General features: G+C 51.1%; 11 protein-coding genes and 1 tRNA gene. 4 read left to right on the forward strand and 8 right to left on the reverse strand.

The window, feature by feature from the left end:
- Window positions 1–134: 134 nt before the first annotated feature.
- The 3 genes from infB to rimP all read right to left on the reverse strand — a co-directional run bounded on the left by infB (window position 135) and on the right by rimP (window position 5285).
- Window positions 135–3485, reverse strand: a complete 3351-nt coding sequence (infB, locus tag CCY01nite_RS06485; RefSeq protein WP_246129872.1) for a translation initiation factor IF-2 — start codon at window positions 3483–3485, stop codon at window positions 135–137.
- A gap of 71 nt (window positions 3486–3556) precedes the next feature.
- Window positions 3557–4804: a transcription termination factor NusA gene (nusA, locus tag CCY01nite_RS06490; protein WP_146858913.1), complete on the reverse strand. Its 1248-nt coding sequence runs from the start codon at window positions 4802–4804 to the stop codon at window positions 3557–3559.
- A 16-nt stretch (window positions 4805–4820) separates the two neighbouring features.
- The gene (rimP, locus tag CCY01nite_RS06495) at window positions 4821–5285 is read right to left on the reverse strand and encodes a ribosome maturation factor RimP (protein WP_146858915.1); all 465 of its coding nucleotides are present in this window, start codon (window positions 5283–5285) and stop codon (window positions 4821–4823) included.
- A gap of 190 nt (window positions 5286–5475) precedes the next feature.
- Here rimP and CCY01nite_RS06500 point away from each other — a divergent pair, with 190 nt between their 5' ends.
- The 3 genes from CCY01nite_RS06500 (at window position 5476) to CCY01nite_RS06510 (ending at window position 6485) form a co-directional block, all read left to right on the forward strand.
- Window positions 5476–5784, forward strand: a complete 309-nt coding sequence (locus CCY01nite_RS06500) for a DUF2752 domain-containing protein (RefSeq protein ID WP_146858917.1) — start codon at window positions 5476–5478, stop codon at window positions 5782–5784.
- Complete coding sequence (locus CCY01nite_RS06505) at window positions 5781–6134, forward strand: TM2 domain-containing protein (RefSeq protein ID WP_146858919.1); 354 nt, start codon at window positions 5781–5783, stop codon at window positions 6132–6134. The genes CCY01nite_RS06500 and CCY01nite_RS06505 overlap by 4 nt, the downstream gene beginning before the upstream one ends.
- 102 nt (window positions 6135–6236) lie before the next feature.
- Complete coding sequence (locus CCY01nite_RS06510; RefSeq protein WP_146858921.1) at window positions 6237–6485, forward strand: hypothetical protein; 249 nt, start codon at window positions 6237–6239, stop codon at window positions 6483–6485.
- Between the two features lie 3 nt (window positions 6486–6488).
- On the opposite strand, the gene CCY01nite_RS06515 is transcribed toward CCY01nite_RS06510, so the two are convergent.
- Window positions 6489–7109, reverse strand: coding sequence for an HAD family hydrolase (locus CCY01nite_RS06515; RefSeq protein WP_146858923.1), 621 nt, complete (start codon window positions 7107–7109; stop codon window positions 6489–6491).
- A gap of 123 nt (window positions 7110–7232) precedes the next feature.
- On the opposite strand from CCY01nite_RS06515, the gene CCY01nite_RS06520 reads away from it, so the two are divergent.
- Window positions 7233–7306: transfer RNA gene (locus CCY01nite_RS06520), tRNA-Ile, on the forward strand.
- Window positions 7307–7356: 50 nt separating this feature from the next.
- On the opposite strand, the gene CCY01nite_RS06525 is transcribed toward CCY01nite_RS06520, so the two are convergent.
- The 4 genes from CCY01nite_RS06525 to CCY01nite_RS06540 all read right to left on the reverse strand — a co-directional run bounded on the left by CCY01nite_RS06525 (window position 7357) and on the right by CCY01nite_RS06540 (window position 13522).
- Window positions 7357–9198 (reverse strand): carbon starvation CstA family protein, encoded by a 1842-nt coding sequence (locus CCY01nite_RS06525; RefSeq protein ID WP_146858925.1) that lies wholly within the window; start codon window positions 9196–9198, stop codon window positions 7357–7359.
- A 157-nt stretch (window positions 9199–9355) separates the two neighbouring features.
- Entirely contained in the window at window positions 9356–10936 is a 1581-nt protein-coding gene (locus CCY01nite_RS06530; RefSeq protein WP_146858927.1) for a sulfatase family protein, read from the reverse strand.
- Window positions 10937–10938: 2 nt separating this feature from the next.
- Complete coding sequence (locus CCY01nite_RS06535) at window positions 10939–12153, reverse strand: hypothetical protein (protein WP_146858929.1); 1215 nt, start codon at window positions 12151–12153, stop codon at window positions 10939–10941.
- A 7-nt stretch (window positions 12154–12160) separates the two neighbouring features.
- A complete protein-coding gene (locus tag CCY01nite_RS06540; protein WP_146858931.1) occupies window positions 12161–13522 on the reverse strand; it encodes a glycoside hydrolase family 2 TIM barrel-domain containing protein in 1362 nt (453 codons plus the stop codon).
- Between the last annotated feature and the right edge of the window lies 1 nt (window position 13523).

Here is a 13523-nt window from a genome sequence, read left to right on the forward strand (position 1 = left end):
CAAAATAACCAATAAAAAATTAGCCGCACAAAGACGGCTAATCTATTTAACAAAAATTTCGGATTTGGAGCTGACCGCGGGCCGGGGCTTTGGGCCGGCTCCAAAGGTATTTTCCGGGAGCGTTCGCTTCCCTTTTAAAGTGTCCTTTTCACTTCCACTTCTTCGAAGCCTTCCACGATGTCGCCTACTTTCAGATCGCTGTAGTTCTTGATGCTCAGGCCGCATTCCATGCCGGAAACTACTTCCTTCACGTCATCTTTATAGCGCTTCAGCGACTGCAGTTCCCCGGTGTACACCACGATACCGTCGCGAACGAGGTTCACGCGCGTATTGCGGTTGAGCTTTCCGTCCAGCACATAGCAACCGGCTACGGTCACTTTGTCGAACTTGTAAGTCTCGCGGATCTCCACGTTGGCCACCACTTTCTTCTCGATCTTCGGTTCGAGCATGCCTTCCATGGCGCTCTTCAGCTCGTCGATCGCGTCGTAGATGATGGAGTAGGTGCGGATCTCGATGTTCTCTTTCTCCGCCAGCCTGGCCGCGTTCATGGAAGGGCGTACCTGGAAGCCGATGATCAGTGCGTCGGAGGCGGTTGCCAACAGTACGTCTGATTCGGTGATCTGGCCTACGCCTTTCAGCACCACGCTCACTACGATCTCTTCTGTGGAGAGCTTTTGCAGGGAGTCGCTCAATGCTTCCACGGAGCCGTCCACGTCGCCTTTGATGATGAGGTTCAGCTGCTTGAAGTTGCCGAGTGCAAGACGGCGTCCGATCTCGTCCAGCGTAATGTGTTTCTTGGTACGGATGCCTTGCTCCCGCACGATCTGCGCCCTGCGGTTGGCGATGTCTTTTGCTTCGGACTCATCTTCATACATCCTGAATTTCTCACCCGCCTGCGGCGCGCCGTTCAGGCCGAGCAGCTGTACCGGCGCGGAAGGCCCTGCCTTTTCCACCCGCTGGCCGCGTTCGTTGAACATGGCTTTGATCTTGCCGAAGTGGGAGCCGGATACGATGGTATCTCCCTGGGAAAGGGTACCGTTCTGTACCAGTACGGTCGTAACGTAACCGCGTCCTTTATCGAGCGTGGCTTCGATCACCGAGCCTGTCGCTTCGCGGTCAGGATTGGCTTTCAGTTCCAGCAGCTCTGCTTCGAGGAGTATCTTTTCGAGTAAAACGTCTATGTTCAGGCCGCTTTTGGCGGAGATCTCCTGGCTTTGGTATTTACCGCCCCAGTCTTCCACGAGGAGGTTCATGCCGGCCAGCTGTTCCTTGATCTTTTCCGGGTTGGCGCCATCCTTGTCGATCTTGTTGATCGCAAACACCATCGGCAGGCCTGCGGCCTGTGAGTGGGAGATGGCTTCACGGGTCTGCGGCATGATGGCGTCGTCCGCTGCCACCACGATCACGGCGATGTCTGCCACCTTGGCGCCGCGGGCACGCATCGCGGTAAACGCTTCGTGACCGGGGGTATCGAGGAAAGTGAGTTTCTTGCCGCTGGCAGTGGTCACCTGGTATGCACCGATGTGCTGGGTGATGCCGCCGGCTTCGCCGGCTACCACGTTGGCGCTGCGGATGTAGTCGAGCAAAGAGGTCTTACCGTGGTCAACGTGACCCATGATGGTCACGATCGGCGCGCGCGGCAGCATATCTTCCGGATCATCTACAATTTCTTCTTCATCATCCTCTGTTGCATCGTCTATGCCGATAAATTCCACTTCGTAACCAAATTCGCCGGCTACCAGCTCAATTACTTCCGCATCGAGGCGCTGGTTGATGGATACCATGATCCCCAGGCCCATACATTTCGAGATCACTTCGGCAAAGCTCACGTCCATCAGGTTGGCGAGCTCGCTCACGGAAACGAATTCCGTTACCTGGAGCTTGTTGCCGTCCGCGCTGCCCTGTGCTTCGCGTTCCGCCATTTCGTTCCGCTTGTCGCGGCGGCGGCTGGCCTTGGTGCTGCGGCCGCGTGAGCCTCCGCCCAGCTTGGCCATTGTTTCCTTGATCTTGTTCTGTATCTCGTTCTTGTCGATTTCCTTGTCGTCTGTCCTGCGTGGGGCGCCTTGTCCGAATCCGCCGCCGGGACGCTGGTCACGGCGCTGATGGGGACGGCTGGGTCCGCCGCCGGGGCCACGGTTGCCGTGCTGGCCGCCACCGGGACCTCTGTTACCACCGGGACCACGGTTGCCGCCTTGCTGGCCGCCGCCGGGGCCGCGGTTACCACCCGGTCCACCGGGACCGCGTTGATGTCCGCCACCGGGGCCGCGGTTGTCGCCGCGTGCGGCTACGCCGCCCTGTCCGCCTTCCTTGGCGAATTCGCCTGGCTTGATGGGCTCCGGTTTCTTTTCTATGACGATGCGCTTGCGTTTGCGCTTTTCTTCTTTATTGAAGTTTTTGTTATCCCGGCGATCCTGCTGCACCGGCAGGTCAATCTTTCCGATAACCTTGGGGCCAGAGAGCTTGGTGGCCTGGATATTTTCGATCACGGCGTTGCTGTTGTCTTCTCCTGATTCGTCTGATGGTTTTGCTGCGTCTGCCGGCGCTGCTTCGGGTTCCGCAGCCTGGGCGGCAGGTTTTGCTTCTTTGGGAGGCTTTGCTTCTTTTGCTTCCTTCGCAGGAGGAACAGCTTCCGGCGCCTGGGGTTCTTCTGCCTTGGCGGCCGGTTTTTCCGCCTTCACTTCCTGTTGCGGAGCGGGCTCTTTTGCAGGAGGCGTTTCTTTTTCCGCTACCGGAGCGGGTTCCTGCGCTTTGGGTGCAGGTTTTTCTTCCGGTTCCGCTTTTTTGGCGGCGGATTTTTTGGAGCGGTTAGCGGTATTCAGCGCTTCCAGGTCGATGGTGCCCATTACTTTGGGGCCATTGATCCGGGGAGATTCAGGTTTTGCGGGCTCTTCCGTTTTGGCGGGGGCCGGAGGTTCCTTCTTTGCTTCAGGCTGCGGAGCAGGTTCCGGCGCTGGTTCAGGCTTTGCTTCCTGTACCGGCTCGGGTTTCGGCCTGGGCGTGGGTTCAGGCTTAGGCTCCTGTTTGGCTACCGGCGGTTGCGGAGCCGCTTTGGGAGCTTCCGGTTCTGGTTCCTGTTTGACGGGCGCTTCTTCTTTCTTCTTTGCAGCGGCGGCGGCATCTGCCTCTTCTTTTTCCTTCTTTTTGGCTGCCAGCTCTGCTTCTTCCTTTTCTTTCTTCTTGGCCGCATCCAACACGGTACCCTTCGGCAAAGCTATCTGATCGCTTTTCCTTTTATTTGCCTTGTCTTGCTGGAACTCATTCTGCAAGGAGCTGTACATCTGGGCTGTGAGTTTGGCGTTGGGAGACCCGAAACCGTCCATATCGAAGCCCTTATTGGTCAGGAAATCGATGAGCGTTTCCTTTCCAATATTGAATTCCTTGGCCGCAGCCAGCAATCGCGGTGTGTTGTTTGTTACTTCAGGCATATCGTATTCTCGTCCTTCCCGTTTAATCCCCACCAGCCGGCGGAGCAATTCTTTTAACATTTAACAATAACTCAAAATATCTCTGCAATCAAAAAAGCCTACCCCATGGGAAGGTGTAGCGGCCGGCTTATTTATTCCTTTTCAAATTCTTCCTGCAGGATCCTTCTCACCTCATGTACGGTCTCCTCTTCGAGGTCGGAGCGGCGTACAAGCTCTTCCGGAGTCAGATCCAGCACACTGCGGGCCGTATCGCAACCGATGCGCTTCAGCTCGTCTATCACCCACGCTTCGATCTCGTCTGCAAATTCTTCCAGATCGATATCGAACTCTGTTTGTTCCTGTTCTTCGTCGCGGAACACGTCTATTTCGTATCCCGTCAATTCGCAGGCCAGTTTTATATTCACACCTTTTTTACCGATGGCCAGTGATACCTGGTCAGGTTTCAGGTAAACGGAGGTGTATTTGTTCTCGTTATCCACGTCCATACGGCTGATCCTCGCGGGTGTAAGCGCGCGCTGGATAAGCAGTTGTATGTTGGCGGTATAGTTGATAATGTCGATGTTCTCGTTGCGGAGCTCGCGCACGATGCCGTGAATGCGGCTTCCTTTCATCCCTACGCAGGCGCCTACCGGATCGATGCGGTCGTCATAAGACTCTACGGCCACTTTGGCCCTTTCGCCCGGTTCACGGACGATCTTTTTGATCACGATCAGGCCGTCGAAGATCTCCGGCACCTCAATTTCAAGGAGCTTCGCCAGGAAGGAAGGATGGGTTCTGGAGAGAATGATCAGCGGAGCGTTGTTTTTCATCTCCACTTTTTTCACCACAGCCCGCACATTTTCCCCTTTTTTGAAATAATCGGTAGGAATCTGCTCGGATTTAGGCAATATTAGTTCATTCCCTTCATCATCCAATAATAAAACTTCCTTTTTCCATACCTGGTATACTTCGCCGGTCACGATCTCGCCTACACGGTCGCCATACTTTTTCACCAGGATGTTCTTTTTCAGGTCGCCGATACGCGCTGTGAGCGTTTGTTTGGCGGCGAGGATGGCCCTGCGCCCGAAATCCATGATCTCCACCTCTTCATACAGGTCTTCCCCCACCTGGTAGTCGGGTTCCACCAGGATAGCTTCGGAATATGCGATCTGGGCGTTCTCGTCTTCCACGGTGCCGTCTTCCACGATGGTGCGGCGGCGGAGGATCTCAAGGTCGCCTTTCTCGGTATTTACAATCACGTCAAAGTTCTCATCTGAGCCATATTTCTTACGCAGGAGCGTCTTGAACACATCTTCCAACACCTTCATCAGGGTAGGGCGGTCTATGTTTTCCGCCTCCTTAAACTCGGTGAATGACTCAATCAGGTTAATACTAGCCATGTTCTTTTATTATTGTTTAAAACACGATGCACACCTTTGTGTGCTTTATTTCAGGTAAATTGATGTTTGTCTGTTTCAGTTCCTTTTTCTTGCCCACGGTTTCTTCCAGCACCATTTCATTGTCGTCGATGCGCAGGAGCTTCCCTTCCACCACGGAGCCGTCCAGCTTCGTCACCTCCACTTTCCGGCCGATGTTCTTGATGAACTGCCGGTGTGTTTTCAGGGGCTCGTCCAGCCCCGGAGAAGAAACCTCAAGGGAAAAATCGCCGTCTGGGAACAGTGCCGCGGCTTCCAGTTGCGGGTACAACTGGCGGTTGAAAGCAACCAGTTTGTCGATCGATGCGCCATTGTCCGCATCCAGATATATCTTAACGTTGTTGGTAGGTTTTATCCGGATATCTACCAGAAAATATTCCGGTTTGTCCGCCAGCAGCGCTTCTACCATTTCCCGGATGGGTACTATCACTTGTTCGTTTGCCATACAAAATAGAAGAAGGGGACAACGCGCGTCCCCTTCATTTGAATCATTTTTCCTGTACAAAATTAGCATTTATTTTTATTCCAAGAAAGTATTTCTTCTAAATATAACACTGATTACAAGGGAATTTCTACACATGTTATTTATTCATCATCCAATATCAAAAACCCGGCAGATTGCTTATATTGTAACCATGATGCAGCGCGCCGTTTCCAGGATACCGTTAGAGCTGATCGTATGGACCACCGGGCTGATCTATCTCGCCCTCATCGATCCGCACGGCGCGGTGCCGCAGTTCTGTGTTTACAAGCTTGCCGGCTTTTCCGGCTGCCCGGGCTGCGGCCTCGGCAGCGCCGTCAGCCACCTGTTGCACGGGGAATTGCAGGCGTCCTGGGAAAGCCATCCGCTTGGCGGGCTGGCGCTGGCAGCGCTGGTATTGCGGATATTGCAGCTATTAAGACAACAATTTGCTACATTCAAGCCTGAAAAAAAACCTGTATGAACGACTTTTATTTTGCCATGTTGCCGGGAATAGATCATGAAGAAATGATCTGGCTGGAGGAGCTGACAAAAAAATATGATCCTGATACCCGTCAACGCTTCCTGATCCTGTACCAGGGCAAAAGAAAAGACCCCCAGACCATCCTCATCACCTGCCTGCTCGGTTTCGCGGGCGTGAATGGCGTGCACCGCTTTCTGATGGACCAGATACTGATGGGCATCCTGTTCCTTTTCACGGCGGGGTTCTGCCTCATCGGCACGATCATCGATGCGATCAACTACCGCAAGCTGACCTGGGAGCACAACAAGCAGATCTCGATGGAGATCGCGTCGATGCTGGGAAGGTATTGATTTTCCATGTGCCGCCTCATTTCCGGAAGCGCTGCGCCTGATCGTTAAAGAAATCCTAAAATGGTCGCTTAAAAAAGGCGTAACCGCTATCTTTGTGCGGATATGACACTTTTAAAGCTACTTCTCTACATCTTCATAGGCTGGATACTTTACAAACTGGTATTTGATTTCATCATTCCCGTTTATAATTCTACGAAGCATGTGCGCCGCCAGATGCGGGATATGCAGCAGCATTTGCGTGATCAGTATCAGCAGCAGCAACAACAGAACCAGCCTCCCCCTCCTCCGCAGAAAGAGCCCGCAAAGCAGCGGGACAAGGGAGATTACCTCGATTTTGAAGAGATCAAATAGTATTTATTCCGGCCGGAAAATATCCAGGATGGTTTTTGGCGGCTGCAGGTGAATGGCCTGTATGCCCAGTGCCCGCGCCGCTTCCACGTTGGGGAGCGTGTCGTCTATGAACAGGGTTTGTTCAGGTTGCAGGCTATTTTCATCCAGGATGATCTGGTAGGCTTCTTTCTCCGGTTTCCGGTAACCGATCTGGTGGGAATAATAACTTTTATCGAAAAACACGTCCAGCGAAGGAATGCCGCGGGTCTTTTCCAGGATGGCATTGAATGCCGCCAGGTGAATGGCGTTGGTATTGCTGAGCAGGTAGAGATCGTAATGCTGACGTAATTGCTGCAATAGCTGCAGGCGCGCCACCGGGAAATCGAGCAGCATGGCGTTCCAGGCCCCGATGACCGCCTCCGGCCCGGCCGTTTCCGGCAGGTAGGGCTTCATGGCCTGCACGAAGGCATCGTTCTCCACGCGGCCGGTTTCCAGGTCTTCAAAGAGCGGGTTGGCGTTGAACTGGGAGTACAGTTCGGAGAAGTTTTTTACCCCGAGGTCTGTAAATGCTTTTTCCGTCAGTTTATAATCGATATTAAGAATGACGCCGCCGAGGTCGAAAATAATGTGTTTGATTCCTTGCATGGTGACGCAAAGGTACGGCCGGAGCACAAAAATTTCTGGCGGATTGCAGAAAAAATATTTACTTTTGCCGTCCCCCGGAAAGGGGGCCCAATAAAGTTTATCTATATTTTGTCCGCAAGGACGGGTCCTATAGCTCAGTTGGTTAGAGCATCTGACTCATAATCAGAGGGTCACAGGTTCAAGCCCTGTTGGGACCACAAGGAGAAAGCCTTACCAGTTCAAGCTGGTAAGGCTTTTTTGATTTTGCCTATCTTTCAATCTGCTCCTTGACAGTATCCCCGTAAAAATCAATTTCAGCGCCGTTAATGTTCATCAACTTGTACCACCTTCTGAAGGCACCGATGAACACGATCAGCATCAGCACCATGGCCAGAAAGGCCAATGTGGCCAGCAGGTATTGTGCTGCGGGCATATATACGTTTTTGATCTGCTCGTAACCCGCCCAAAAGGTGATAAGCGCCATAAATATGCCGGGTATGGCGGAACATAATGCATACTTGCCCCTGTTCAGCCGGATCAGCATGGTAGTGCAAACGATCAGTCCGCAGGCAGCCAGCAATTGGTTGCTGATACCAAACAGCGGCCAGATGCTGCTAACATTACCGGTATATACCAGATAACCCCAGGAAAAAGTAAAAAGCAGACTACTGATAACGATACCCGGTATCCAGTTTTTATTGTTGAATTTCGGCATCACATTACCCAGCATTTCCTGCAAAAAGAACCGGCCAACACGTGTGCCTGCATCTATGGCTGTTAGAATAAATACCGCTTCGAACATAATAGCAAAGTTGTACCAGTATGCCATTACATCTTCCATAAAAGGTATCTTGTTAAATATGTGGGCCATTCCTACCGCCAGTGAAACCGCACCGCCTGTTCTTCCATGCAGATCAACCCCGATCTTCTGGCTGAAGTAATCCAGCTCTACCGTATGCAGGCCAGGGTTCTGCGCAATGAAGGCATCATAAGTTTCCTTGGGCGTATTGATAGCGAAGTAATCCCCAGGCATCAGTGTACAGGCCGCGATCAAAGCCATGAGCGCCACGAAACCCTCGACAAGCATCGCGCCGTATCCTACAAATAGTATCTCCTTTTCATTCGTTAACATCTTGGGAGTAGTACCCGTAGCGATCACCGCATGAAAACCCGAGATGGCCCCGCAGGCAATAACGATAAAGATGAAAGGCAAAACCGGCCCTCCGATAATGGGTCCCCCGCCATGTATAAACTCCGTAACAGCGGGCATCTGAAGGGTTGGATGTACGAAAATGACGCCAATGGCCAACATCAATATGGTCCCGATCTTTAAGTAAGTGGATAAATAATCACGGGGCACAAGCAATAGCCATACAGGCAGTATGGATGCAAGAAAACCGTACACAGCAATGGAGATCGAAATGGTTTCAACACGCCAGCTGAATAAGTCGCTGATCGCTTTTATCTGCATCAGTTCATGACCTCCTATGATCGCAGCTATGAGCAATACCCCTCCGATCACACTCGCCAGCGTAACACTGTTTTTCCGGTAGCGCATAATGAGTCCCATTATGACAGCGATGGGCATTGTAGCGATAACCGTGAATAACGACCAGGACGCCTCATGCATAGCGCTGATGCAGGCCAGAGAAAGCCCCGCCAATGTGAGGATCAGAATAAAAAGGACGGCGAATCCCGCAATGATGCCCGTGCCTTTACCAATCTCCTTACCAGCTATGGTGGCAAGGCTCTGCCCTTTGTGCCGGACCGATGCGAAAAGCACGATCATATCGTGCACACCGCCTGCCAGCACGCATCCTATTAATATCCATAAGGTACCGGGCAAATAGCCAAACTGCGCGGCTAATACAGGTCCTACCAAGGGACCGGCAGCCGCGATGGCCGCGAAATGGTGGCCGAACAGCACGTTCTTATTGGTAGCCACGTAATCTTTCCCATCCGCAAACTCTATAGCGGGCGTCATATTTTTCGCATTCAGACGAAGTACTTTATTCGCCATAAAAATACCGTAAACCCTATATGCTATCGCAAATAGGAGCAAGGACGCAAATACCAGTGTGAGCGCATTCGCGCCATTCAAAAAATCCATTTATCAAACCTGTTTTAGACGCATTTAATCCAGGATGCTTAACGCTCTGTCAGTTCTTCACCCGTGGAATCAGACACTAAATGTACCAGTTTCTTTGGAACTCTAATAATCAGCGGCACATGCAGCCCCGATTCATACAGGAATCTTTTCCCTCTGCCTAACGCGCATTTAAATATCCAAGAAATCCTTCCGGATGCTCAAACCCGTCAAGTGTTTGCTGATGTGTGCTCCGGAACAGGGCCCGGTGATCCTTTAAAACGGGAGCGTAGGCTGGTATTAAGGCATCGTTCTCCATTTGCAATGGCCTTTTCTTCATATCGTACAATTGTTCATGGTTCGTTTTCCCACTCACGTATATTCCGTAATAAAAATCTCTTGTAACGATGCCCAGCCCGGTGGAGAACTCTACGGGAACCGCTGTTCTGTTCAGACGCGCGTTGGCGGCATGCAATAATGGGACGATACTCATTCCTTCCCAGTCCGGATCAGGCGGTGCGCCTGCCAGTGCAAAAACGGAGGGAAGAAGGTCCAGCCCATTGGATACAAGATTTACAGTATCCACACGCCCTTTTTTAATACCCGGATGACTGACTATAAACGGTACATGGCATACTTCATCAAAGAAAAGCCCCTTTCCCGCCATTTGATGACTTCCCAATTGTTCACCATGATCACTGGTGAAAATGATAACGGTATTTTCAGCCATGCCGGTCGCTTCGAGCCCATCAAGCAGTTGTCCCAGCTCACGGTCCACATCCTCCACAAAGCGGCAATAGGCATACCGGTGGAGGAGCCAGTCGGTGGAGTCATAATCATTGCGGTATCGCCCGAAAGCGGCGGCCATACCGCTTACAGCTTCCCCTTCGCCTGAAATAACACCGGGTTCGTTCTGCTGCGGCGGGTAGTTGTCCGGCAATGGGGGCGCCTGACCCAGGTAATAATCAATGGGTTCATAACCACCTGCGCCCGGGTACCCCTCCGGAATTTCCAGGTTCCTTAATACGGATGCCCGGAGTTTCGCCTTCCAGCCGCCGCCCTTTGTACGGCTCATGATCTTTTCCATATCAAACCGGTGATCTTTAATGTGCGCATAGCAGATATCGTGCGGGTTCATCAACGAAGTGACCATGAAGAAGGGTTGACCTTTATTATCTTTTGTATGTTTGTTCAACGTTTCGATCGCCTTTGGCACACAATCTTCTCCCCGGTATTCTCTTTCACTTGCATATACCTCAAACCCCATATCTCCGGGAAGAAATTGATAACCGGGAGGACCAAAGTGTGTTTTCCCTCCGTAATAGGTTTTGTACCCGGATTGTTGCAGGCGCGTGGCAATCTTCTTCTCCCGAACGTACTGTATCATATCCGTTTTTTTTGCGCCGGCCTCTTTCGGCACATGCACACCAAACATGCCTGGCCGTTTACCGGTAAGTAAACTTATGCGTGCCGGAATGCATACCGGATTGATGGTGTAAGCCCGGTCGAAACGAACCCCCTTTCTACACAACCGGTCTATATTGGGTGTTTTTACGTATTTATTGCCTGCCGCGGAGATGAAGTCCCAGTTGAGCTGGTCGCTGATAACCACCAGGATATTGGGTTTCCCGGCATTATTAGTTCCCTGGCCAGGAAGCTTTTGCGCCTGCACCTGTATCGTGAACAGGGCTATTACCGCCATGGATACACATGACCGTAGCCATATTATCCGTTGTTCCGGACGATGTTGTGCGTTCATCATGGCTACTTTTGCATTTTTATGTCCACCGTCAAATGGCCTGTATTTGCATTTGCGGATCTGGACTTAACATACAGCAGTCCGTATTTGCTATCTGCCGTTCTGAATACCATCACATTGTTATCCGCCAGGCCACCGGAAGATTCTTCAGCAGCGCCAGCGGCCCCCGTATAAAACGCTTCTATATCGCTTGCGGCAGCCAGGTCGAATTCCTCCCGGCTTATTGATATTTTCTTTATTAAAGTTTGGTTCCTTGTGGGCCAGTTAACCATTGCATCATCGCCGTAAGCGGCCACTGTGTAAATAAACTCCGATACCGAAGCCAGTGTTGGCGAAGTTATATTGTATGCCCTGGACGAACCGCTGTAAAAGACAACTAAATCTATATCGCCTGATTTCGAAGCTGAACCCGTGGTGGCGTACACTTCTCCATTCGCGGCATTAAAAAACGGCCCGTGAGCGACAGATCGCTGCGCACCCAGGTTCACATCAAAATATGCAGTAAAATCAGCGGCCTGGGAACGTTTGATAGTTAATGTAAACTCTTTCTTCACTATATTCCCCATTACATCCATTACTTCCACCAGGAAGGCAAGGGTTTTATCGGCATCCGCGGCCGTTGGCTGATAGGTGAAGTGGTAGCTGTCTTCTCTGGGATTGGTGAAAGTCTCTTTTGTCAAAGATGTGATCTCATTGCCATCTGCAAACGTTTTGATGTATTTGATATCATTCTCTGAAGTGACGGCAATATTAAAATCCGCTGTTTCATTATCAAGGATCTCGGCAGGGGCATCCTCCGGAATGGTAATCCGGATATCCGCCGGAGCCGATTGCACATATATTGTAAAGTCCTTGTTAACCGACCGGCCCTTTTCATCAGAAACAACCAGCCGGAAGATAAGGCTCTTCCCCACTTCATCTTTATCCAGGGTATAGGTGTACTGCACCACGATCTTATTATCAGCGGAAGCTGAAGCCGAGTGCAGTTCATTTTCATCCAGGTGCAGTACCGCCGCCTTCAAGGCCGTGGCAGAATCGGTGGTGATCACCAGATCAAACCGGATTTGATCCTTAGCAGTAACGGTCAGCGGCAATGCTGCGTTCTGCGTAACTTTCGCGGAGAAAGCATCATTTTGTACCACGAGGTCGTCTTCTTTGTTGCAGGCAGCCAGTGTCAGCACTGAAATAAAAAAGAGCAGTTTTAAAGGAATATTTTTCATTATTATACTAATTGACATAAAAAGGAATAACAGCGCTTGCTACTTTTTTATTGGCATCATCGGAAACAAAAACGATCAGCCTGTAGCCTCCGGTTTCTGATGGCGCTTTGAAGGCAATGCCTGATAACTTGTTGTCAGTGATCAGCCCGGGAATACCGTCCGGCAAACTACCATCCGCAGCGGCGGACCCTTCTTTCATGATTATCCAGGAATAGGTCAAGGGATCATTATCAGGGTCCGTGGCAATAACGGAAGCTGTATTGCCGGAACCTTTCTCTACGGAAATATTCTCCTCCGCTTTCTTCCCATTCATTAAAACAGCGTTCCTGTCCTGGATAACGGGTGCCCTGTTGGCGGGGTAGCTGCCCGTCCACGCGAACTGCATGGCATCCACCGCCGGGAACGTGTACCCTTTCTTATCCAAAAGCCCGAACCAGGTGAGCACTTCTCCATGTTTTTGGTATCCCCAGACAAATACGAAAGAGCCAATACATCCGTTTGTGCTGTTCTTTGAAATATGGTCCTGGTAAGCTTGCAGGTACACATCCGCCTTCTCCGTACTGGTTTGTTCCACCAGTCCTCCCCAGTTCAGTACTCTTGTTGGCTCCGGCGCCATTTGCCAGGTGCCGCGCGGGCCAAATTCGGTGATCATGTAAGGCTTCTCCCACCCGGCGGAAGCCAGGTTCGCAGCAACATTGGGCAATGTTGGCGCATAGCTGTTCACAGAAAGAATGTCTATTTCCGGCGCCATATCCGCCACCAGGCCTATTTTAGTAACGTCTGAATTGGACAATGCAACTGTTGTGGGATGATTGGGATCCACCTGATGTATGAATTTCGCCACCTCATTTACAGCGGTCCATAGTTTTGTATTGGTATAGCTGGCTTCTGCTTCATTGCCGATGGACCAACATAACAATGCCGGATGATCTTTAAAACGCAGCACTGCTTCTTTCATTTGTTCATGCTGTTGTTTTACCGCCGCCTCATTGTTGTAGTCGAAGCCATCTGTTTCCCGCTTCATATACAAACCAAAATTCACATACAATCCGGCTTTAAAGGCATCATCCAGTATTTTCTGAGAATCATCCGCCACACCGTATGTTCTGATGGTATTCGCGCCGAAGGCCGCGGACTCACCATAATAATTATTGGCGCAAACCCCTTTTACAAAATGTGCTGTTCCGTCAATGAACATCTTCCATGATCCGCCCGATTTTGAAAGCGTAACCTTGGCCGGAGGCGGCAGCTCCGTTTCTTCAAAAGAATTGCGGGGAATCGGAAAATCATACCGGTTATCGCATCCGAAACACAGCAATACGAACAGGCAGAATGCCCCTTTTTTAATATGATATTTCAACCTGTTCATA

Origin of the sequence: Chitinophaga cymbidii, from assembly GCF_007992715.1 — a bacterium.
GTDB classification, from domain to species: domain Bacteria; phylum Bacteroidota; class Bacteroidia; order Chitinophagales; family Chitinophagaceae; genus Chitinophaga; species Chitinophaga cymbidii.

Bases quoted from the DNA above. Each gene is read 5' to 3' on its own strand.
- CCY01nite_RS06540 (WP_146858931.1), bottom strand. From the start codon at position 13,522: ATGAACAGGTTGAAATATCATATTAAAAAAGGGGCATTCTGCCTGTTC.
- CCY01nite_RS06510 (WP_146858921.1), top strand. From the start codon at position 6,237: ATGACACTTTTAAAGCTACTTCTCTACATCTTCATAGGCTGGATACTT.
- CCY01nite_RS06500 (WP_146858917.1), top strand. From the start codon at position 5,476: ATGATGCAGCGCGCCGTTTCCAGGATACCGTTAGAGCTGATCGTATGG.
- nusA (WP_146858913.1), bottom strand. From the start codon at position 4,804: ATGGCTAGTATTAACCTGATTGAGTCATTCACCGAGTTTAAGGAGGCG.
- CCY01nite_RS06530 (WP_146858927.1), bottom strand. From the start codon at position 10,936: ATGATGAACGCACAACATCGTCCGGAACAACGGATAATATGGCTACGG.
- infB (WP_246129872.1), bottom strand. From the start codon at position 3,485: ATGTTAAAAGAATTGCTCCGCCGGCTGGTGGGGATTAAACGGGAAGGA.
- CCY01nite_RS06535 (WP_146858929.1), bottom strand. From the start codon at position 12,153: ATGAAAAATATTCCTTTAAAACTGCTCTTTTTTATTTCAGTGCTGACA.
- CCY01nite_RS06505 (WP_146858919.1), top strand. From the start codon at position 5,781: ATGAACGACTTTTATTTTGCCATGTTGCCGGGAATAGATCATGAAGAA.
- rimP (WP_146858915.1), bottom strand. From the start codon at position 5,285: ATGGCAAACGAACAAGTGATAGTACCCATCCGGGAAATGGTAGAAGCG.
- CCY01nite_RS06525 (WP_146858925.1), bottom strand. From the start codon at position 9,198: ATGGATTTTTTGAATGGCGCGAATGCGCTCACACTGGTATTTGCGTCC.
- CCY01nite_RS06515 (WP_146858923.1), bottom strand. From the start codon at position 7,109: ATGCAAGGAATCAAACACATTATTTTCGACCTCGGCGGCGTCATTCTT.